The organism is Actinomycetospora atypica (assembly GCF_042653685.1).
Classification (GTDB): Bacteria; Actinomycetota; Actinomycetes; order Mycobacteriales; family Pseudonocardiaceae; genus Actinomycetospora; species Actinomycetospora atypica.
This window is the reverse complement of record NZ_JBHSIV010000024.1, coordinates 16,429-35,494: the sequence shown is the minus strand read 5'-3', so window position 1 is coordinate 35,494 and position 19,066 is coordinate 16,429. Positions and strand designations below refer to the sequence as shown.

Below are 19,066 nucleotides of genomic sequence, written 5' to 3'. Positions count from 1 at the left end.
TAAAGTCACTTTGTCAGAAAGTAACTTTGCCGATGACGGGGGACCGCATGACCGCCTGCCCGCACGCCGGGATCGACCCGTTCGCCGCCCGCGTCCACGGTCCCGACGAGCCCGGTGCCCCGCACGCCGCGCTGCGCGCCGCCGGTCCGGTGGTGGAGGTCGCCGCGCCGGCCGGGGGACACGCCCTCGTCGTCACCCGCGCCGACCTGGCGCGCGAGGTCTGGAACCACCCCGACCTGGTCAAGGACCCGGCGTGGGCGCCGGCGTCATGGGACCGGACCACGGGCGTCGTCGAGCCGACCGCCGCCGAGGCACCGTCGCTGTCGACGCTCGACGGGCCCGCGCACCTCGCCCTGCGCCGCGCCCACGCTCCGATGTTCGCCCCGCGGCGCATCCGGGAGCTCGCGGCCGGCATCGAGGCGACCGTGCGGGAGCTGCTGGCGGGCGCGGGTCCCGGCGAGGTCGTCGACCTCGTGCCCACCGTCACGGTGCCGTTCCCGGCCACCGTGCTGCTCGACCTCGTGGGCGCCCCGCGGTCGTGTCTCGCGACGATCGTCGAGGCCTGCGCGGGGATGCAGGCGGGCGACCCGGCGGCGTTCGGCTCGTTCTTCGCGGTCGCCGGGGCGGCCGTGGGGGAGGGGGACGGCATCGCGGCGGAGCTCGCGGGGCGGCTCGACGGCGCCGACCCCGTCTACCAGGTGTTCTCCGTGCTCTTCGTCGGCCAGCTCACCACGCAGCCCCTGCTCGGCCTCGTGCTCGCCCGCGCCCTCGCCGCCCCGGGGCTCGCCGCGGACGATGTCGTCGAGCAGGTCCTGCGCGAGCATCCGCCGGCCCCCTTCGGACTGTGGCGCTTCGCGGTCCGCGACACGTCGGTCGGTGGGGTCGCGGTCGCCGCGGGGACCCCGGTGCTGGTCGACCTCGTGTCGGCGCAGCAGGACACGGAGGTGACCCTGGCCTTCGGTGGCGGACCCCACGTCTGCATCGGGGCGCACCTCGCCCGCCTCGAGCTCGCCGCCGCGGTGCGGGTGCTGCGCGCGGAGTACCCCGACGCCCGGCTCGCGGTGGACCACGACGCGCTGGTCGCCCGGCGGCGGGCAGGCACCGACGGCAGCCGGCTCGACGAGCTCCCGGTCGTCCTCGTCCCGGCGGGTTGACCTCTCCCGGTGGTCCTACTCTAGGATCAGCCGGTATGGATGTGGTGAGCGAGCAGGAGTGGGCGGCGGCCGCGGCGGAGTTCCGGGAGCGGGAGAAGGCCGCGACGCGGGAGCGGGACGCGCTCGCCGCGGCGCGCCGGCGCCTGCCGGCCGTGGAGGTCGATCCCGCCCACCGCTTCGTCGGGCCGGGCGGGCGGGAGCTGACCCTCGCCGACCTGTTCGACGGACGCCCGCAGCTGATCGTCTACCACCACATGCTCGGCCCGGCCGACGACGACCCGTGCGCGGGCTGCTGCCTGTTCACCGACAACGTCGGCCACCTCGACCACCTGAACGCCCGCGGCGTGACCTTCGCGCTCTCCTCCCGCGCGCCGATCGACGAGATCGAGGCGTTCCGCGCGCGGATGGGCTGGGACGTCCCCTGGTACTCCGACCCCGGCGGGTTCCGCGACGCGATGGGCGTGCGGGGGTTCCAGCTCGACGTGTTCCTGCGCGAGGGCGAGCGGGTGCTCCGCACCTACTCCACCACGGGCCGCGGGGTCGAGGCGCTGGGCAGCACGTGGACGTTCCTCGACCTGGTGCCCTTCGGACGGCAGGAGACCTGGGAGGACACCCCGGCGGGTCGGCCGCGGTCGGAGCCCTACGTCTGGTGGCGCCGGCACGGGGAGTACGCGGCCACCTGACGGGTGCGTGTGACCGGCACCGCTGTGACGGGCGCCGGACCCGCGCGCGGTCGCCGCGCCGTCCCGACGACGATGGCCCCATGTCCGATCCGACCCTCCCGACGGCCTACCCGGTCCTGCGCGACGTCGTGCCGCGCTACTCCGATCTCGGGCCCGACGGGCAGATCTCCGCGATCGGGCTCGGTCGCTGGTTCGAGGACGCCCGCGTCGGGGCCGAGCTCCCGCTCTTCCGCCGCCTCGTCGAGGACGGCGGGTTCGGGGCGTTCCGCATCCTGCTCGCCGCGCAGCGCCTGGAGCGCCTCGAGCCGATGCCCTTCGACGGGAAGTACCGCATCGGCATCGGTGTCCGCCGGATCGGCGGCTCGTCGTTCACCTACGGCTACGCCGCGTTCGACGGCGACCGCTGCGTGGCCGTCGGCGACACCGTCACCGTCTTCGGCACGGCCGAGGGCTCGGCGCGGCTGCCCGACGCGCTGCGCGCCGACCTCGCGGCCATGGGCCTCGACGAGCCCGACGCGCCGCCGGCGTACCAGCCCGGGCCGGAGCGGCGGGACCGCTCGCTCTACCCCTTCGCGCTCCCGTTGCGCGCGCGGGTCGGCGACATCGACACCAACCGGCACGTCAACAACGTCGCGCTCGTCGGCTGGTACGCCGACGGCGTCGCCGCCCTGCACGACGACCTCCTCGCGCCCGGCTGGGGCGGACCGCCGCCGGAGATCGCGCCGACGTCGGTCCGCGTCCAGTACGTCGCGGAGGTCGGCTACCCCGCCGAGTACGAGATCGGCGTGTCCGTCCTGGCCGTCGACGGCGACCGGGTCGACTACGGGCTCGGGGTGTTCCTCGGCGAGCGCTGCGTCGGGCTCGCCGACGCCTCCGGCTCGCGCGGGGACCTCCCGGGCGAGACGCTCGCGGCATGGCGACCCCTGACGTGACCGAGCGCATCGAGGTCTCGCGCACCCTCCCCGCCCCGCCCGAGGCGATCTTCGCGGTGCTCACCGACCCGGTCGGGCACGTGGCGATCGACAGCGCGGGCATGCTGATGGACGCCACCGGCGAGCGGGTGACGGCGGCCGGCGACCAGTTCGTCGTGCACATGGACCGCGAGGCGCTGGGGGACCGGCCGCTCGGGCGCTACGACGTCACCGTGACGATCACCGCCTTCGAGGCCGACCGCGAGATCGCCTGGACGATCGTCGGGGTCTCCCGCCCGCCGATCGGCCACGTCTACGGCTACCGCCTCGAACCGGCCGACGGGGGCACCCTCGTGACCAGCTACTACGACTGGTCCGACATCCACCCCGAGTGGCGGGCCCGCGACATCTTCCCGGTGATCTCCGGGCAGGCCCTGCGCAACACCCTCGGCATCCTCGAGCGCGTGGTGCGGCGCGGCTACCGCTGAGGTGTGCGCCACGTGAGGTGATTCCCGGACCGGGAGTCGTATCCCGTTTCGATCTCCGGCGTTGGGCCGATCGTGACCCATCGGATGGCGCTCGCCGCCCTCGCCGGAGTGGCCGCCCTGACCCTCGCCGCCTGCGGCGGGTCGGAGGGCGGCGCGCCACCGCAGACGGTCCGCGTCGAACGCGCCACGGTCAGTTCCGGCGTCGAGTCGGCCGGGTCGGTGTCGGCGCTCGGGGCGACCAACCTCGGGTTCCCCACGGCCGGACAGCTCGAGGACGTCGAGGTCAAGGTCGGCGACCGCGTCGAGGCCGGGGACGTGCTCGCCCGGATCGACGACTTCACGGCCCGCCAGCAGCTCAAGCAGGCCCAGGCCCAGCTCGCGGGCCAGGAGGCGAGCTACAACCGCACGAAGGACGCCACGTCCGTCGGCGGCGCCCAGAACTCGCTGAACGCCGCGGCCTCGGTGGTGTCGGCGACGAAGCGCCAGGTCGACGCCACCCTCGCCGCCGACGACGCCGCGATCCGCGCGGCCCGGTCGGCGGTGCCGCAGGCGCAGGCGGGACTGGCCCAGGCGACGGCGAAGCTCACCGCCGACCAGACGGCCTGTGCCCAGGGCGGGGCCTACGTGTCGGCGCCCGCCGCCCCGTGCAACTCCCTGATCGTCGACCAGTACGCCGTGCAGTCGGCGCAGCAGGGACTCCAGCAGGCCCAGCAGGCGCTCCAGCAGGCCCAGCAGAAGCGCTCCGTCGACGCGGCGGCCGGCGACCTGCAGGTGGCCAGCGCCCGGCAGGGCCAGGTCAGCGCCCAGAACGGGCTCGACTCCGCGAGCGCCGACCGGCCGAACACCCTCGACGGCGCGGCCGCCGCGGTCGACGGGGCCCGCACGCAGGTGCAGATCGCCCGCCGGAACCTCGAGAACACCACGCTGCGCGCCCCGGCCGCCGGGACCGTCTCCGCCCTCAACGGGGCGGTGGGGGAGTTCGTCGCCCCCAGCAGCGGCACCTCCGCCCTCGCCCCCGGCTCCGACGCGACGATCCCCGGCGCCGCGCAGGCCGCGGGGGCCGGTGCCGCGCCGGGCGCGGCGTCGCCGACCCGTCCCGGCGGCACCCAGTTCCTGGTGCTGCAGAACGTGGCCCAGTTCGCCGTCGTGGCCCCGTTCCAGGAGGTCGACGCGGCGAAGGTCGCACCCCAGCAGCGCGTGGTCGTGTCCCTCGACGCGGTGCCCGAGCGCACCTTCACCGGCACCGTGCTCTCGGTGGCGCCGTCGGGCACGGCGATCAGCGGCAGCATCGAGTACTACGTGACCATGGCCCTCACCGACGTCGACCCGCGCGTCCGCGACGGGCAGTCCGCCCGGACCACCGTCGTCACCGCGCAGTCGGACAAGCTCAGCGTGCCGAACTCCGCGCTGCGCCGGGAGGGCGACCGGACCGTGGCGAACGTCCTGCGACCGGACGGGACGCAGTCGCCCACGCCGGTCACCACGGGGCTCGCGGGCGCGGACCGCACGGAGATCCTCGGTGGGCTGTCCGAGGGCCAGCAGGTCGTCATCGGCGGGGGGAACTCGTGAGCGCACCGGAGAGCACCGACACCGACGCGGACACCGCCGCGACCCCGGTCGCCGAGGAGGGCGGGGAGGAGAAGGCCGCCCGCCGCCCGCTCAAGCGGTCGACGAAGATCGCGCTCGTCGTGATCATCCTGCTCGCGGTGGCCGCCGCGGCCGCCTTCACGATCAGCTACCTCCTCGACGCCAGCAAGTACGTCTCCACCGACAACGCGCAGGTCGACGGCACCCAGATCCCGATCGTCGCCCCGTCCAGCGGGACCCTCGTCGGCTGGACCGTGAGCACCGGCACGGTGCTGCGCAAGGACCAGGTGGTGAGTCGCGTGCAGCTGCAGGGCGCCTACGTCCAGCCCCAGCTGCCGATCCGGGCGCCCGCCGAGGGCACGGTGGCCACGACGAGCACCACCGAGGGCGCCTACCTCACCGCCGGCTCGCAGCTCGCGATCGCCTACGACCCGACCGACGTCTACGTGACGGCCCGCGTCGACGAGACCGACATCGACGAGGTCGCCGTCGGCCGGGCGGTCGACTTCACCGTCGACGCGTACCCGGGGCGGACCTTCCACGGGTACGTCGACCAGATCCAGGGCGGGGCCGCGGCCGTGTTCTCGCCGTTCCCGCAGTCGAACTCCGGCGGCAACTTCCAGAAGGTCACCCAGGTGATCCCCGTGCGGGTGGGCCTGGACGACAAGCAGGGCGTCGACCTCATCCCCGGGATGAACGTCACCGTGGACATCCACAAGTCGGGGTCCTGACCGCCCGGACCAGGTGTGACGGGCCGCCCGCCCTGGTATCCCCGCGCCTCCGCCGCACCCGGCGGGGACCGAACGAGGAGGACACCGACATGGACGCCGAACAGGCCCGCCGCGACCTGACCGAGGAGCGGCGCCGCCTCGTCGACATGGGCGACTTCGCGGACCAGCAGCGTCCCGACCCGGCCGAGGAGCAGGAGGGCGCCGGGGGTCAGCACGCCGCCGACTACGGCTCCGAGGTCGAGGAGCAGATGGAGAACCAGGGCCTGTCCGACGAGGCCCGCCGCCAGGTCGGCGAGATCGACGCCGCGCTGGCCCGGCTCGACGAGGGCACCTGGGGCCGCTGCGTGGTGTGCGGGAAGGACATCGACGCCGAGCGGCTCGAGGCGCTCCCGTACGCCGCCCGGTGCCGGGAGCACCAGGAGGAGCTGGAGCGCTCCTCCCGGTGATCTCGCGGACCGGGTGATCCAGGGCATCCCGCTCAGGGCTGGATGTCGTCCTCGCTGATCTCGTGCATGGCGGCCTCCTCGGCGGTGGCGACGCCGCCGGACATCCCGGCGTCGTCGGCGTCGAGGACGTCCGTCGAGGCGGTGTCGGGGTTCGTGTCGTCCGCGACCAGCCGGCCCGCCCGGACCGCGCCGGCCTCGCTGCCCGGGTCGTCCCCGAGAGCGTCGGTGGCCGAGGAGTCCGCGCCGAGCCCGTCCTCGGCCGGGTCGTCGGCCGCGGGGTCGCCCGCGTTCACGTCGTCGGGGATCTCGCGGGCAAGGCGCTCGTCGAGGGTGTCGCCGTCGCGCTGGCCGTCGGCGGTCGTGGCCTTGTCGTCGAGCCCGAACGGGCGGTCCGGCGCCACCGTCAGGGCGTCCATCGGGTCGGTCCCGGGCTGCCCGTCGAGGCTCTCGCCCCCCTCCAGCTGGATCGCCGACCCGAGGTCGGCCTCCTCGGGGACGGCGTCGTCGTACGTGGCGTTCTCCGGCTCGGTCATCCGCGCGTCTACCCGTGTCCGGGGCGCCATACCCCTTCGACGGGTGGGTCCGGGGGCCGTTGGGCATCCGCGCGCCATGCCGGACACCGCCATCCTCGACGTCGACGGGACTCTCGTCGACTCCACCTACCAGCACGCCCTGGCCTGGTACCGGGCGTTCCGCCGCTTCGACATCACGCTCCCCGTCCGGCACCTGCACCGGGCCATCGGCATGGGTGGCGACCAACTCGTCCCGCACGTCGCCGGCGACGAGGCCGAGGCCGCTCACGGCGACGACCTGCGGGCCGCCCACGGCGAGGAGTTCGACAGGCTGATCGACGAGGTCTCCGCCTTCCCCGACGCCCGGGAGCTCCTCGAGGGGCTGCGCGCCGACGGTCTGCGGATCGTGCTCGCCACCTCCGGCGGGGGCGAGCAGGGCGAGCACCTCCTGTCCCTGTTCGGGGGGCGCGATCTCGCCGACGCCGTCGTGACCTCCTCCGACGTGGAGTCGAGCAAGCCGGCCCCGGACATCGTCGAGCTCGCCCTCGCGCAGGTCGGGAGCAGCGACGCGTTCCTCGTCGGCGACGCGACGTGGGACGGCCAGGCCGGGGTCCGCGCCGGCGTCCCCTTCTACGCCGTGCGGACCGGGGGATTCTCCGACGACGAACTCCTCGAGGGCGGGGCGACGCGGGTCGTCCAGTCCCTCCACGAGCTCCTCGGGGTCATCCGCTCCGAGCTGCTCCCGACCTCCTGACCCCGGGGTCGGCCCCGGCCCGTCAGCGCTGCCGGGTCGGCACCGTCCCGCCGGTGATCTCGATGGCGTCGTCCGCCTTCGCCGCGCCGCGCCCGCCGATCGGCCGCGGCCGCCCGCGGGTCGTGTCGGCGGTCGTCTGGTACTCCGACTCGGAGTTGATCTCGGCGCCCAGCAGGACGATGTAGCTCGTCAGGTACATCCACAGCATCAGGACGATGACGCCCGCGAGCGCGCCGTAGGTCTTGTTGTAGCTGCCGAAGTTGTCGACGTAGAGGCTGAACGCGACGCTGCCCACGACCCACAGCACGGTGGCCACCAGCGAGCCCAGGGTGACCCAGCGGAAGCGGGGGGCGTCGCGGTCGGGAGCGGTCCGGTAGAGGACGGCGAGGGCCGCCACGACGATCACCACGAGCAGCACCCAGCGGATGACCTGCCCGACGAACTGCCCGACCGGGCCCAGGACGTCCAGGACCACCGGGGCCACGGCCACCAGCACGATGGCGACGATGATGAACAGGACCGCGCCGAGGGTCAGCGTCAGAGCCAGCAGCCGCAGCTTCACCGCGCCCCGGCTCTCGGTCTCGTCGTAGGCGATGTTGATGGCGGCCATGAGGTTCTGGACGCCGCTCGATGCGCTGAACAGCGCGGCCAGGGCGGAGATGATCAGCCCGGTCGTCAGGCCGCCGCTGCTGCTCGTGACCACCGCCTGCAGCTGGTCGGCGACGAGCGGGCGGGCGCTCTCCGGGAGACCGGACGTGAGGCTCTCCAGGGTCTGCGCGGCCTGGGCCGGGTCGGCGACGAGGCCGTAGAGCGACACGAGTGCGATCAGCGCCGGGAAGATCGCGAGGAAGCCGAAGAAGGCGACGCCGCCCGCGAGCATGCTCACGTTGTCCTTGCTGCCCTCGGCGAAGGCGCGGCGCAGGATCTGCCACCAGCCCGCCGGCGGGATGTCCTGCGGGCGCTCCGCGTCGCCCCCCGGGTTCGAGGGGCCCGGCGCCACCTTCGTCTCGGGATCCCGCGTGCGCGGTGGGTGCGGATCGCGGGCCCCGCGGGCGAGGGAGCGCGCGACGAGGCCGGCGGAGAGCAGCTGTGCGGGCTTCATGGCCGCGCGTATACCCGTCCGGGTCCGCGGACTCCCGATCGATTTTGCACGGTTGCGCCGCCCGGGCCCCGGGCATCACCGGCCCACTGCGGTCCATTCCAGGGCCCTCGGGTCGGTCGCCCTCGACGGTGTCCGACGTCCTCGACGCCCGGCCGCCCCACCGAACGCGACCGGCAGCATGGGAGAAGAATGACCACGCGCAACACCACCCTCCGCGCCCTCCACGACGTCGGCCTCGCCGGCTGGTTCGGCGGCTCGCTGTTCGGCGTCACCGCGCTGAACACCGCCGCCGAGGAGGCACAGCAGCAGCGCACCACCGCGCGGATCACCTCGGTCGGCTGGGCCAAGTGGGCCCCCGTGAACGCCGTGTTCCTGGGCGCGCACCTCGTCGGCGGTGCCGGCCTGCTCGCGGTGAACCGCAAGCGCGCCGCCGCGCAGAAGGGCGTCACCGGCACCACGGTCGCCAAGCTGGTCCTCACCGGCGCGGCCCTCGGCGCCACCGCCTACACCCGCGTGCTGGGTAAGAAGATCGAGGACCTCGTCGTCCACGACTCGCCGGGGATGTCCTCCAGCACCACCTCGCAGCTCGGCAAGGAGACCACCCGCGGCGCCCAGGGCGGCGCGGCGCAGGCGGTCCAGGAGGCCGACAAGCAGGCCGGCCAGGCCGTCAGCGCGGCCGCCGAGGCCCTGCCGATCGGCGTCGCCGAGGCGCAGCGCCAGCTCAAGTACTTCCAGCTCGCGGTGCCGGCCCTGACCGGTGCCGTCGTCGTGCTGGCCTCGCAGGCCGGGGAGCAGCAGCGCCCGGGCGACCAGCTCCGCGGCGCCGTGCGTCGCGTGGGCGACGTGCTCGGCGGGAACTCCTGATCATCGGGTAGCGACGAACGGGGCGCGGACTTCGGTCCGCGCCCCGTTCTCGTGTGTCCGGGGGACCCGGGATCATCGGGGCGGTCCACCGAGGGAGGCGCACCGTGACGTTCGAGCTGATCGCCCGTCCCCGACGCACCGTCGCGCCCGGCGTCGTCCACGTCCCCGACTGGCTCGACCTCGACGCCCAGCGCCACCTCGCCGACGCCTGCCGGGAGTGGGCGGCGGCGGGACCGGGGGCTCGGCGGGCCCGGCTGCCCAGCGGCTCGACGATGACCGTCGCCGCCGTGTGTCTCGGGTGGCACTGGAGCCCCTACCGCTACAGCCGCACGCGCGACGACCAGGACGGCTCACCCGTCCTGCCGCTGCCCGGCTGGCTCCGGGACCTCGGACGGGCGGCGCTGCGGGACGCCTACGAGGACCCGCACCTCACCTACGACCCCGACGTCGCCCTGGTGAACCTCTACGACGGGGACGCCCGGATGGGTCAGCACCAGGACCGTGAGGAGCGGGCGCCCGACCCGGTCGTCTCGCTGAGCCTCGGGGCCGCATGCGTGTTCCGCGTCGGCAACACCGAGAACCGCAACCGGCCGTGGACCGACCTCGAGCTGTGCTCCGGCGACCTCGTGGTGTTCGGTCGGGAGAACCGCCTCGCCTACCACGGGGTGCCCCGGCTGCTGCCCGACCGCGACGTCCCCGACCTGGGCCTGCCGCCCGGGATGCGCGTCAACGTCACCCTGCGGGTCACCGACCTCGCGGACTGAGCCCCCCGGCGGGGTCAGCGCGTGTAGATCCCGGTCGGCCGGTCGTGGTACCCCTTCGCCCCGACCACCCGGGCGAGGGGGCTGAGGACGTGGCCCTCGGCGAGGGCCAGCCCGGCGGCCGCGGGGAAGTCCCAGCGGGGCGACCAGCCCAGCTCGGTGCGGGCCCGCGTGTTCACGTAGACCCGGTCGAGCGCGGGCGGCACCATCCAGCCGCGCTCGGCGAACCGTCGGGACAGCTCCGGGAACAGACGGGCGACGACGGCCGGGGCGTCGCGCCCCAGCTCCTCCCGGTCGGCCTCGACGAACGGGGTCGTGGCGCTGACGACGAAGCGGGCGAACCCCAGCGCGGGCGCGCGGGCGGCCGCGAGCAGGTGGGCGTCGACGACGTCGTCGATCGCCACCCGGCGGTAGAGGTACTCGACGGCCTTGAGGTTGGCGTCGTCGTAGCGGGCGCGGGCCTCGTCGCGGTCGTCGGGCTCCGGGAAGAACCGCGAGGTCCGCAGGACGACCACGGGCAGCCCGTCGGCGGCGGCGAGCTCGGCCAGGTCCTCCGCGGCGGTCTTCGTCGCGCCGTAGACGTTGCGGATCCGGTGGGCGACGTCCTCGGTGATCCACGCCGCCGGCTCCCCGGGCGCCGGGGTGAGGGCCCGTCCGAAGGCGCTGGTGCTCGAGGTGACCACGACGCTGCGCACCCCCGCGTCGCGGGCCGCGTCGAGGACGGCGAGCGTGCCGGTCACGTTGACGTCGACGAACGCCTGGCGGGAGTGGGTCCCGACGTGCGGCTTGTGCAGCGTGGCCGTGTGCAGCACGTGGTCGACCCCGGCCGTCGCGTCCGCGAGCGCGGCGCGGTCGGTGACGGAGGCGACGTGGTCGGTGGTGGGGGAGGGGGCGACGTCGAGCCCGGCGACGGTCCCGCCCCGCTCACGCAGCACCCGCACCAGGGCCTCGCCGAGGTGCCCGCTGCTGCCGGTCACCAGCCACCGACCCGTCACGTCCACGCCGTCCCCTCCCTGTCGCGCCGCCGTGATCCTTCCCGACGATGCCTGCCATCGGCACCCTCGAGAAGTGCGTACGCTGTACTGAGTACGTCGTACGAGGAGGACGCATGATGGAGACCGAGCAGGTGCCGGCGGGGTACGATGCGAGCGGGGCCGAGGTGGCGGAGGTGCTCGCCTGGTTCGAGCGCTACGACGCCCTCGTCGCGGCGGGGGACCTCGAGGCGATGGCGGACGTGGCGCACTTCCCGCTGAACGAGGTCACCGACGACGCGGCGGGGCACGCGGTGGTGGGCCCGTGCGACCGGGAGCGGTTCCTCGCCCAGATGCGGGAGACCGTCGGGTCGGCGGGAGAGGTGTCGTCGCGCTCGACGCGGCACCCGGTCTTCCTGTCGGCCGCGCTCGTGTTCGTGGTGACCGACTCGGTGATCACCGCGGGCGGCGAGGACCACCACCTGCGCTACGGCGACCTGCTCGTCCGGACGGAGGACGGCTGGAAGTTCCAGACGATGGTCGCGGGCGGTTGGGCGGGCCAGATGTAGCGCCGGCAGCCCCTCAGGGCAGGTCGAGGTGCCGGGCGAGCCCGTCGAGGACCACGGCGAGCCCGAACTCCCAGGCCCGGTCGGGGTCGGCGGCGCTGCCGTGGGCGGCCCCGACCGCGCTGCCGACCCGGGTCGCCGTCGGGTACTCGGCGTCGTCGACCAGCTCGGCGAGCGCCGGTCCCGCGACGTCCCACCAGCCCTGGTCGTCGACCCCGGTGCCGGCGTCGGTGCCGGCCGCGGCGGCCCGGGCCCGGGCGTGCCCGGCGACGAAGTCGAGGAGGTGGGCGAGGGCGGCGTCCCGGTCGAGGTCGTCGAGCCCGAGGCCGTCGAGGCCGCGCAGCTCGTGCTCGTACTTCGCGAACTGGCCCGGGCCGAGCGGGGGCCGGCCCGTCGCGACCGCCGCCGCCCACGGGTGCGCCGTGAACAGGGCCCGGTTCCGCTCCGCCGTCGCGCGCAGCCGCGCCCGCCAGCCCTCGTCGGGATGGTCCGGGCGCTCCATGGCGAGGTAGGCGGCGTCGAGCATGAGGTCGATCAGCTCGGCCCGGCCGGGCACGTAGGAGTAGAGCGTCATCGGCCCCACGCCGAGCGCGCCGGCGACCTGCCGCATCGTCAGGCCCTCCAGACCGTCGCGGTCGGCGATCCGCGTCGCGGCCGCCACGATCTCGTCGACCGACGTGCCGCGCCGCGGGCCTCGTCGGGACGGCTCGATCGGTCGCCGGTGCCGCCACAGCAGCGCCACGGTCCGCGCGGGGTCGCCCGCGCCGGTCGCCGCCGGGCCGCCCGTCACGGATTCCCGACGACGGAGCGCCCGTCGAGACGGCGCCGCACGCGGGCACGGACGTCGTCGGGCAGGGCGTCGAGGGCGGGCAGGAGCCGGGGGAGGAGCTCGGGCTCGCGGGTGACGGCCCGGAAGACGAGCCCGATGGTCACGTCGTGGTCGGGACGGTCGAGGACGACCACCCGGTCGCCGGCCCGCACCGTGCCGGGGAGGAGCACGCGCAGGTAGGCGCCGGGCACCGCGGCCTCGGTGAACGTGCGGACCCATCCGGTGCGCCCGAGCCAGGCCGCGAAGGTGCGACAGGGGGTGCGGGGGACCGTGACCTGCAGGACGACGTCGTCCCCGACGCGCCAGCGCTCGCCGATCCGGGCGTCCGTGACGTCGACCCCGCGGGTGGTGAGGTTCTCCCCGAACGTCCCGGCGCGCAGCGGGCCGAGGGTCGGGCCCCAGGCCTCGAGGTCCTCGCGGGCGTAGGCGTAGACGGCCTGGTCGGGCCCGCCGTGGAAGTCGGTGTCGCAGATCGGGTCGCCGGCCAGGCCGCTGCGGCCCGCGCCCGGGACGTCGACCGCCACCGGGCCCGCGGTCGGCACCTTGTCGATGCCCGACCGCCCGGGCGTCGACACCGCGGGGCGCACCACCCCGACGTTCACCGACTCGATCAGTCCCACGTCCGCACGATAGCCACTACGGCTGCGCGACGAGCTCCCGGCGACCGGCCTCGAGGGCGTGCGGGCGGCGCAGGGTGGTGGCGAGCCAGAGCAGTACGTCGTGCAGCCGCAGCCGGGTCGGCCGGACCCCGAGGAGCCGGGCGAGCTCCGCCTCGAGCGCGTCGAACGCGTCCGCGTTGGCGGCCAGCTCGCGCCGGACCACCGCCTCCACGCCGCTGTCGCCCTCCTCGAGGAACGGGAGCAGCGCCCGTCGCGTGGTGCGGGTCAGGTGCGGCACGAGCGCGGGGTGGCGGTGGTGCACCGCGGCGAGCACGTGCGCCGGGTGGGCCCCGGCCGCGGCGTGGACCGCCCGCAGGAGGGCGCCGACGGAGCCCGGCTCCTCGAGGACGGAGAGCTCGGAGGCGGGCAGCTCCCACAGCGCGCGGTCGTCGGCCTGCCGGACGAGGTCGTCGACCACCGGTCCCACGCGGTCGAGGGCCTCGCGGACGTCGTGCCACCCCTCGCGGTCGAGGCGGCCGTGCAGGCCCTCGCCGAGCAGCACGTCCGCGTCGCCGGTGGTGCTCGGCGCCGCGACGTCGAAGCGCGACCAGCCGTAGGCCGGGACGAGCACCCAGCGCCCACCGGGCTCGCCGGGCGACCGGAACCGCAGGGGCCGGCAGGCGCGGGCGTACCCGACGACCGCCTGCACCGCCTCGGTGAGCGGGACCGGGTCGGGACCGGTGCTGGGCAGGACGAGGACCGGCTCGTCGTCCCCGGCGGCGCGCACGCCGCCATCGTGCCCGGACCCCGGCCGTCGTCGCAGCCCGGTGGTGCGCTGGAGGGACATCGGGGAGGACCTCCCGGGCCGGGTCGCCGTGGTGGGGCCTAGCGGCCGGGGAAGGTGGGGCCCGAGTCGTCGGCCCTGGCCTTCTTCTCGGCCCGCTTCTCCTTGAGCGACTTGTCGGACTTCTTGCTCGAGGACTGGCGCGGCGACTTGTCGGACATCGTGACTCCCTGGGGACGTGATCGACCGACTGCGGATCGAGACCGAGGGAGTTCGGGGCCTTTCGCTGTCCCGGAGGCGACGTCCGGTGCGGGGCAACGGGTCGGTGAGGCCGACCGTACCCCCCGCGCCGCCCCGTCGGGGTGTACCAGGACGTCCGGCCGGGGACCTCGGGGGACGATGCCCGCCCCGCCCGCCCCCGCTCCGCCCGCCCGGGGACGGGTGCGCGTGGGCACCTCCGGGTGGACCTACGACCACTGGCGCGACGTCTTCTACCCGCCCGGCCTGGCCCGCCACCGGCGGCTCGGGTACCTGGCCTCCCGGCTCGGCACCGCCGAGATCAACGGGACTTTCTACTCGCTGCAGCGGGCCTCGTCGTTCCGACGCTGGGCCGACGCGACGGGGGAGGACTTCCGGTTCGCGGTGAAGGGCAGCCGCTACATCACGCACATGAAGAAGCTGCGCGGGATCGACGAGGCCCTCGGCCGGTTCCTCGCCTCCGGTCCGCTCGCGCTCGGGCCCAAGCTCGGCCCGATGCTCTGGCAGCTGCCCCCGAACCTCGGCTGGGACGCCGACCGGATCGGCGAGTTCCTGACGATGCTCCCGCGCAGCACCGCCGCCGCCGCGGACCTCGGCCGCGGTCACACCGACCGCGTGCCCGACCCGTACGTCGAGGTGGACGACGACCGCCCGCTGCGCCACGCCCTGGAGGCCCGGCACCCGAGCTTCCGCGACCCGGCGGTCGTGCGGCTGCTCCGCGAGCTCGACGTGGCCCTCGTCGTCTCCGACGGCGCCGGGACCTTCCCCCTGTTCGACGACGTCACGGCCGACCTCGTCTACGTCCGGCTGCACGGCGACACCGAGCTCTACCGCAGCGGGTACGACGAGGCCGCGCTGGACGCGTGGGCCGTCCGCGCCCGGAACTGGGCGGAGGGCGGGGTGCCGACGTCGACGGCGACGATCGCCCCCGACGACCCGGCGCCGTCCGCCCCGTCGGGCCGCGAGGTCCTCGTCTACTTCGACAACGACGGCGGGGGCCACGCCCCGCTCGACGCGCTGGCCCTCGCGCAACGGCTCGGGGAGCCGGACCGCTAGATCTGGTCCCCGGGCCCGCCGCCTGCCACCGCGGACGACCGCTCGGTCCGGGGCTGCGTCCTCGGGCGCACGAGGGCGCCGAGCACGGTGATCCCGGCGGCGAGGAGGAACGCCTGCGGGGTGCCGAGCGCGTCGGCCACGGCGCCGAGCAGCGGAGCGCCCACGGCCTGGCCGAGCGCGAGGAGCAGGAACCCCGCACCGACGCCGAGGGCGGGCCGGTCGGGGTTGACGCGGGTGCCCCAGAGCAGCAGGAACCCCGACAGCGCGATGTAGACGGCGCCGAAGACCGCGAAGGCGAGCACGGCGACGACCACCTGTCCCGGCGCGAGGGCGAGGGCGACGGTCGCGGCGGCGAGCAGCAGCATCGCGGCGGACCAGGAGCGGGCCGGCCCGAGCCGGGTGGTGAGGTCCCCGGCGAAGGCCCCGAGCAGTCCGGCGGCGCCGAGCACGATCCACAGCACGGAGGCCGTGACGTCGCCGAGGCCGGCGGCGGACACCAGCTCCCGGCCGTAGGTCCATACCGCGGCGCTGCCGATCCCGGTCACCGCCGCCGCGAGCAGCAGCCGTCCCGACCCGGGCGGCAGCACCTCCGCGAGGGCGACCCGGCCCGTCGTCGCCGCGGCGGGCCCTCCGGACGGGACCGTGCGCGCCAGCCAGACCGTGACCGCCACCGCGGCGAGGCTGAACGCCGCCCACGCCAGGCGCCACTGCCCACCGGCGGCCAGCAGGGCGACCGGGCCCGACACGAGGACCCCGAACCCCGTCCCGGCGTTCACCACGCTCTGCGAGCGCGACTGCCGGGCGGGGGAGAGGTGCGTCGCCACCGCCTGGGCCATCGGCGGGGAGGCCAGTCCGGTGCTCGAGCCCGCGAGCACCACCCCGACGACGAGCACCGGCGTGCTCGGGGCGAGGGCGACCAGTCCGGTGCCGACGGCGGCGGTGGCCCCGGCGGCGACGCCGACCGTCCGCGCCCCCCAGCGCGTGGTGGCGACGGTGGCGAGCACGACGGCCACGCAGTAGCCGATGTAGCTGCCCGAGGCGATGGCTCCGACGGACGTCGCGTCGAGGTTGAACTCGGCGCGGAGGCTCGGGACGAACAGCCCGTAGGCGAAGCGCGCGAGCCCGTAGCAGACGGCGATCAGCGCCATCCCGACCGTGGTCAGCCGTACCGCCCCGACCCGCTCGACGGCCGTCCCGACGGGACCCTCGGTCTCGACCTGACACTGCTGCACTGCGGCCACCTCCACGAGTAACCCGACCGGTATACCGAGCGGGTGCCCCGAAGGGTACGCCGATAACCCCACCGGTCGGTATACCTATCGAGCAACCGATGGTTGCGCTTTTCTCGTGGTGCGGATACCTTCATCCGCAACCACCAGTTGCAGGAGGATGGCATGGAGTTCGGGACCATCGAGCGCGAGGTCTTCGTCGAGGCGACCCCCGAGATCGTCTTCGAGGTGGTGAGCAGCCCCGACCACCTCCGGCAGTGGTGGCCGGACGACGCCCGCTACGAGCCGACGCCCGGATCGGCGGGCGAGATCGTCTTCGGCGACCGCGACGCCGACGGGACGATCGTCGGCTTCACCGTCGTCGACGCGCGCCCGCCGCGGAGCTTCTCCTTCCGCTGGACGCACCCGGTGGGGGAGGCCGCGGCGGAGGGCAACTCGCTGCTGGTCACCTTCGACCTGACCCCGTCCGGCGGCGGGACCCTACTGCGGATGACCGAGACCGGCTTCCGCGAGATGGGCTGGGAGGCCGCGGTCCTCGAGCAGCAGTACCGGGAGCACCACACCGGCTGGGACTACTACCTGCCGCGGCTCGCGCCCTACGTGGCGACGCTGGCCACCCGGCCGTGACAGCAATGTCCGGCGAGGTCGACGACGACCTCTGGTCGGCCATCGGCGACCCGACACGGCGCCGTCTGCTGGACCTGCTGCTCGTCGACGGCGGCGGCACCGCGACCTCGCTGGGGCAGCAGCTCCCGGTGACCCGCCAGGCGGTGGCCAAGCACCTCGGCGTCCTGGACCGGGTCGGCCTGGTGCACGCGACGCCCGCGGGCCGGGAGCGGCGCTACCGGGTGGACGACGCGCAGCTGGCGCGGGCCGTGGAGCAGCTGACGTCGGTCGGGTCGGCATGGGACGCCCGGCTGCAGCGGATCAAGCGGATCGCCGAGTCGATCCAGCAGGCACAGCAGGACTGAGACGGACACGGGAACGAGGAGGACGAGATGGTGGACATCCTGCACCGCATCGGGGTCGAGGCCGCGACGCCGGAGAAGGTCTACGAGGCCCTGACCACGGTCGAGGGGCTCGCCGGCTGGTGGACGGAGGACGTGAAGGGGAGCAGCGGGGTCGGGGACACCCTCGCGTTCCGGTTCCCGCAGGGCGGGTTCGACATGGACGTCGTCGACGCCCGGCCCGCCGAGCGGGTGACGTGGCGGGTGGTCGACGGGCCGCAGGAATGGATCGGGACGACGATCGACTGGCGGCTGCACCGGGCCGACGACTGGACGATCGTGCTGTTCGCCCACGAGGGCTGGGTCGAGCCCGTGGAGTTCATGCACCACTGCAGCACCAAGTGGGCCACGTTCCTGGTGAGCCTGAAGGCGCTGCTCGAGACCGGTGCGGGCTCACCGTCGCCGCGGGACCTGCCGATCAGCGACTGGCACTGATTCCGCGAAACGGCCACCAGGGGCCGGGCTCGCTGCTCACCATGAGCTGCATGACGATGTCGCCCACGTCCCTGCCGCCCCTGCTCACCGACGACGACGTGCTCGAGCGTGTGGCATCCCTCCTGGGTCCCGCGACCAAGGATCGATGCCTCTGGCTCCTCCTGGTCGACGGCGACCGGAAGCAGACGCCGGTCCTGATGCCCATCGAGGACACCCCACCTCGGCCCGACCCGAGGATGGTCGACGGGCTCGTCCGCGTGCTCGGTCAGGTCGCCGACGCCCTGGTGACGTCGGCGGGCGCGGGCTCGGCCGTCTTCGTCCTCGAACGAACGGGCCACGGGACCGTGACGACTGCGGACGCGGCGTGGGGCGAGGCGCTGAGGGCGGTGTGCGAGAGCTCCGGGCTCGGGCTGCTCGGCGTCTTCACCAGCACGGTCGACGGCGTGCACCGCGTGCGGTGAGCGCTGGTGGAGACAGGGGAGAGGCGCGACCATGGCGGGCGTGACGGCGTCGAGTGCGGGCTACACGGTGGCCGAGCTGCACGCCATGCCCGACGACGGGCGTCGTCGTGAACTCATCGACGGAATGCTGTTCGTGAGCCCGGCGCCCGGGTGGCCGCACCAGGAAATGGCGCTGACCCTGTACCGACTGCTGCACGCGGCCTGCCCGCTGGAGCTGCACGTGCTGGCGGCGCCGTTCGCGGTGCAGACCAGCCTCGTCGACGAGGTGCAGCCCGACGTGCTCGTCGCCCGGTTCGCCGACCTCACGCGGGCGAATCTGCCGGTGGCCCCGGTGATGGTCGCCGAGGTCGCCTCGCGAAGCACCCGTCTGCACGACCGCAACACCAAGCAGGCGCACTACGAGCGCCTCGGCGTCGGCTCGTACTGGTTGCTCGACCCGGAGGGGGCGGGCGTCGTCGAGGTCCTGGAGCTCGACGAGGCGGGCCGGTTCCGTCCGGTGGCCGAGGCCGTGGGCGATGAGGTCGTGACCGTGCAGCGGCCGTTCGCGGTCACGGTGTCGCCGGCTGGGCTGCTGGCGGGTCTACGACGTCCGTCGTCCTGAGCCGGTCAGTCGAGATCGGGTGCGGCGGTGACCATCCAGAGCCACACCATCTGACGGTCGGAGTCCTCGACGGCGTAGACGACCAGTCCGCGACCGTCCGGTCCGAAGGTCGCCGACCGGGACCCGGTCGGATTGCTCGGCACGTACGGAGTCCCGACAGTCCAGGGCGAGACCTCGAGCGCGACCCGCAGCTCGGCGAATGCGTCGAGCAGGTCGGCCGGCAGCGCGTCGATCGCCGCGGCAATGTCGTCGCCGACGGGTCGGACGCGGTACACCG

At 74.7% G+C, this 19,066-nt stretch carries 25 protein-coding genes; 17 read left to right on the top strand and 8 right to left on the bottom strand.

From position 1 onward, the window contains the following. Nucleotides 1-47: 47 nt before the first annotated feature. The 7 genes from ACFPBZ_RS20105 to ACFPBZ_RS20075 all read left to right on the top strand — a co-directional run bounded on the left by ACFPBZ_RS20105 (nucleotide 48) and on the right by ACFPBZ_RS20075 (nucleotide 6,000). Nucleotides 48-1,154, top strand: a complete 1,107-nt coding sequence (locus ACFPBZ_RS20105) for a cytochrome P450 family protein (RefSeq protein ID WP_378037881.1) — start codon at nucleotides 48-50, stop codon at nucleotides 1,152-1,154. Nucleotides 1,155-1,189: 35 nt separating this feature from the next. Beyond that, entirely contained in the window at nucleotides 1,190-1,837 is a 648-nt protein-coding gene (locus ACFPBZ_RS20100) for a DUF899 family protein (RefSeq protein WP_378037880.1), read from the top strand. Nucleotides 1,838-1,917: 80 nt separating this feature from the next. Next, nucleotides 1,918-2,769, top strand: coding sequence for an acyl-CoA thioesterase (locus ACFPBZ_RS20095; protein WP_378037879.1), 852 nt, complete (start codon nucleotides 1,918-1,920; stop codon nucleotides 2,767-2,769). Further along, complete coding sequence (locus ACFPBZ_RS20090) at nucleotides 2,751-3,236, top strand: SRPBCC family protein (protein ID WP_378037878.1); 486 nt, start codon at nucleotides 2,751-2,753, stop codon at nucleotides 3,234-3,236. Before ACFPBZ_RS20095 ends, ACFPBZ_RS20090 begins: the two co-directional genes overlap by 19 nt. 84 nt (nucleotides 3,237-3,320) lie before the next feature. Beyond that, on the top strand, nucleotides 3,321-4,805 hold the full coding sequence (locus ACFPBZ_RS20085; RefSeq protein ID WP_378037877.1) for an efflux RND transporter periplasmic adaptor subunit: 1,485 nt from the start codon (nucleotides 3,321-3,323) through the stop codon (nucleotides 4,803-4,805). Beyond that, nucleotides 4,802-5,554: an HlyD family secretion protein gene (locus ACFPBZ_RS20080; RefSeq protein WP_378037876.1), complete on the top strand. Its 753-nt coding sequence runs from the start codon at nucleotides 4,802-4,804 to the stop codon at nucleotides 5,552-5,554. The genes ACFPBZ_RS20085 and ACFPBZ_RS20080 overlap by 4 nt, the downstream gene beginning before the upstream one ends. 89 nt (nucleotides 5,555-5,643) lie before the next feature. Further along, on the top strand, nucleotides 5,644-6,000 hold the full coding sequence (locus tag ACFPBZ_RS20075) for a TraR/DksA family transcriptional regulator (RefSeq protein WP_378037875.1): 357 nt from the start codon (nucleotides 5,644-5,646) through the stop codon (nucleotides 5,998-6,000). 32 nt (nucleotides 6,001-6,032) lie between these two features. Here ACFPBZ_RS20075 and ACFPBZ_RS20070 read toward each other — a convergent pair whose 3' ends face one another. Beyond that, entirely contained in the window at nucleotides 6,033-6,533 is a 501-nt protein-coding gene (locus ACFPBZ_RS20070) for a DUF5709 domain-containing protein (RefSeq protein WP_378037874.1), read from the bottom strand. A gap of 76 nt (nucleotides 6,534-6,609) precedes the next feature. Between ACFPBZ_RS20070 and ACFPBZ_RS20065 the strand changes: the two genes are divergently transcribed. Then, a complete protein-coding gene (locus ACFPBZ_RS20065) occupies nucleotides 6,610-7,266 on the top strand; it encodes an HAD family hydrolase (protein WP_378037873.1) in 657 nt (218 codons plus the stop codon). Between the two features lie 22 nt (nucleotides 7,267-7,288). Here the strand turns inward: ACFPBZ_RS20065 and ACFPBZ_RS20060 are convergent, their stop codons facing one another. Further along, nucleotides 7,289-8,368, bottom strand: a complete 1,080-nt coding sequence (locus ACFPBZ_RS20060; RefSeq protein WP_378037872.1) for a YihY/virulence factor BrkB family protein — start codon at nucleotides 8,366-8,368, stop codon at nucleotides 7,289-7,291. 189 nt (nucleotides 8,369-8,557) lie between these two features. Here ACFPBZ_RS20060 and ACFPBZ_RS20055 point away from each other — a divergent pair, with 189 nt between their 5' ends. Then, nucleotides 8,558-9,232, top strand: a complete 675-nt coding sequence (locus ACFPBZ_RS20055; protein ID WP_378037871.1) for a hypothetical protein — start codon at nucleotides 8,558-8,560, stop codon at nucleotides 9,230-9,232. A gap of 104 nt (nucleotides 9,233-9,336) precedes the next feature. After that, nucleotides 9,337-9,996 carry an alpha-ketoglutarate-dependent dioxygenase AlkB family protein gene (locus ACFPBZ_RS20050; protein ID WP_378037870.1) on the top strand — a complete coding sequence of 220 codons (660 nt, stop codon included), beginning with the start codon at nucleotides 9,337-9,339 and terminating at the stop codon, nucleotides 9,994-9,996. A 14-nt stretch (nucleotides 9,997-10,010) separates the two neighbouring features. On the opposite strand, the gene ACFPBZ_RS20045 is transcribed toward ACFPBZ_RS20050, so the two are convergent. Continuing rightward, nucleotides 10,011-10,994 (bottom strand): NAD-dependent epimerase/dehydratase family protein, encoded by a 984-nt coding sequence (locus tag ACFPBZ_RS20045; protein WP_378037869.1) that lies wholly within the window; start codon nucleotides 10,992-10,994, stop codon nucleotides 10,011-10,013. A 107-nt stretch (nucleotides 10,995-11,101) separates the two neighbouring features. Here ACFPBZ_RS20045 and ACFPBZ_RS20040 point away from each other — a divergent pair, with 107 nt between their 5' ends. Then, nucleotides 11,102-11,533: a Cif family virulence factor gene (locus ACFPBZ_RS20040; RefSeq protein WP_378037868.1), complete on the top strand. Its 432-nt coding sequence runs from the start codon at nucleotides 11,102-11,104 to the stop codon at nucleotides 11,531-11,533. Nucleotides 11,534-11,546: 13 nt separating this feature from the next. On the opposite strand, the gene ACFPBZ_RS20035 is transcribed toward ACFPBZ_RS20040, so the two are convergent. From ACFPBZ_RS20035 to ACFPBZ_RS20025, 3 genes are read right to left on the bottom strand one after another with little or no spacing between them, the layout of a single operon-like run. Next, complete coding sequence (locus tag ACFPBZ_RS20035) at nucleotides 11,547-12,320, bottom strand: TetR/AcrR family transcriptional regulator (protein WP_378037867.1); 774 nt, start codon at nucleotides 12,318-12,320, stop codon at nucleotides 11,547-11,549. Continuing rightward, a complete protein-coding gene (locus tag ACFPBZ_RS20030) occupies nucleotides 12,317-12,979 on the bottom strand; it encodes an MOSC domain-containing protein (RefSeq protein ID WP_378037866.1) in 663 nt (220 codons plus the stop codon). Before ACFPBZ_RS20030 ends, ACFPBZ_RS20035 begins: the two co-directional genes overlap by 4 nt. Nucleotides 12,980-12,995: 16 nt before the next feature. Next, a complete protein-coding gene (locus tag ACFPBZ_RS20025) occupies nucleotides 12,996-13,805 on the bottom strand; it encodes a hypothetical protein (RefSeq protein ID WP_378037865.1) in 810 nt (269 codons plus the stop codon). Between the two features lie 336 nt (nucleotides 13,806-14,141). Here ACFPBZ_RS20025 and ACFPBZ_RS20020 point away from each other — a divergent pair, with 336 nt between their 5' ends. Then, nucleotides 14,142-15,056: a DUF72 domain-containing protein gene (locus ACFPBZ_RS20020; RefSeq protein ID WP_378037864.1), complete on the top strand. Its 915-nt coding sequence runs from the start codon at nucleotides 14,142-14,144 to the stop codon at nucleotides 15,054-15,056. Here the strand turns inward: ACFPBZ_RS20020 and ACFPBZ_RS20015 are convergent. Beyond that, on the bottom strand, nucleotides 15,053-16,288 hold the full coding sequence (locus ACFPBZ_RS20015; protein WP_378037863.1) for an MFS transporter: 1,236 nt from the start codon (nucleotides 16,286-16,288) through the stop codon (nucleotides 15,053-15,055). The genes ACFPBZ_RS20020 and ACFPBZ_RS20015 overlap by 4 nt on opposite strands. Before the next feature lie 162 nt (nucleotides 16,289-16,450). On the opposite strand from ACFPBZ_RS20015, the gene ACFPBZ_RS20010 reads away from it, so the two are divergent. Genes ACFPBZ_RS20010 through ACFPBZ_RS19990 form a run of 5 tightly spaced genes read left to right on the top strand, consistent with a single transcriptional unit; the run spans nucleotide 16,451 to nucleotide 18,789 of the window. Then, nucleotides 16,451-16,912 carry an SRPBCC family protein gene (locus tag ACFPBZ_RS20010; RefSeq protein ID WP_378037862.1) on the top strand — a complete coding sequence of 154 codons (462 nt, stop codon included), beginning with the start codon at nucleotides 16,451-16,453 and terminating at the stop codon, nucleotides 16,910-16,912. A 5-nt stretch (nucleotides 16,913-16,917) separates the two neighbouring features. Then, the gene (locus ACFPBZ_RS20005; protein WP_378037861.1) at nucleotides 16,918-17,256 is read left to right on the top strand and encodes an ArsR/SmtB family transcription factor; all 339 of its coding nucleotides are present in this window, start codon (nucleotides 16,918-16,920) and stop codon (nucleotides 17,254-17,256) included. A 27-nt stretch (nucleotides 17,257-17,283) separates the two neighbouring features. Then, the gene (locus tag ACFPBZ_RS20000; RefSeq protein WP_378037860.1) at nucleotides 17,284-17,727 is read left to right on the top strand and encodes an SRPBCC family protein; all 444 of its coding nucleotides are present in this window, start codon (nucleotides 17,284-17,286) and stop codon (nucleotides 17,725-17,727) included. A gap of 50 nt (nucleotides 17,728-17,777) precedes the next feature. Continuing rightward, nucleotides 17,778-18,188: a hypothetical protein gene (locus tag ACFPBZ_RS19995; RefSeq protein ID WP_378037859.1), complete on the top strand. Its 411-nt coding sequence runs from the start codon at nucleotides 17,778-17,780 to the stop codon at nucleotides 18,186-18,188. 40 nt (nucleotides 18,189-18,228) lie between these two features. Further along, on the top strand, nucleotides 18,229-18,789 hold the full coding sequence (locus ACFPBZ_RS19990; RefSeq protein WP_378037858.1) for a Uma2 family endonuclease: 561 nt from the start codon (nucleotides 18,229-18,231) through the stop codon (nucleotides 18,787-18,789). A gap of 5 nt (nucleotides 18,790-18,794) precedes the next feature. Here ACFPBZ_RS19990 and ACFPBZ_RS19985 read toward each other — a convergent pair whose 3' ends face one another. Continuing rightward, on the bottom strand, nucleotides 18,795-19,064 hold the full coding sequence (locus ACFPBZ_RS19985) for a hypothetical protein (protein ID WP_378037857.1): 270 nt from the start codon (nucleotides 19,062-19,064) through the stop codon (nucleotides 18,795-18,797). Nucleotides 19,065-19,066: the final 2 nt, after the last annotated feature.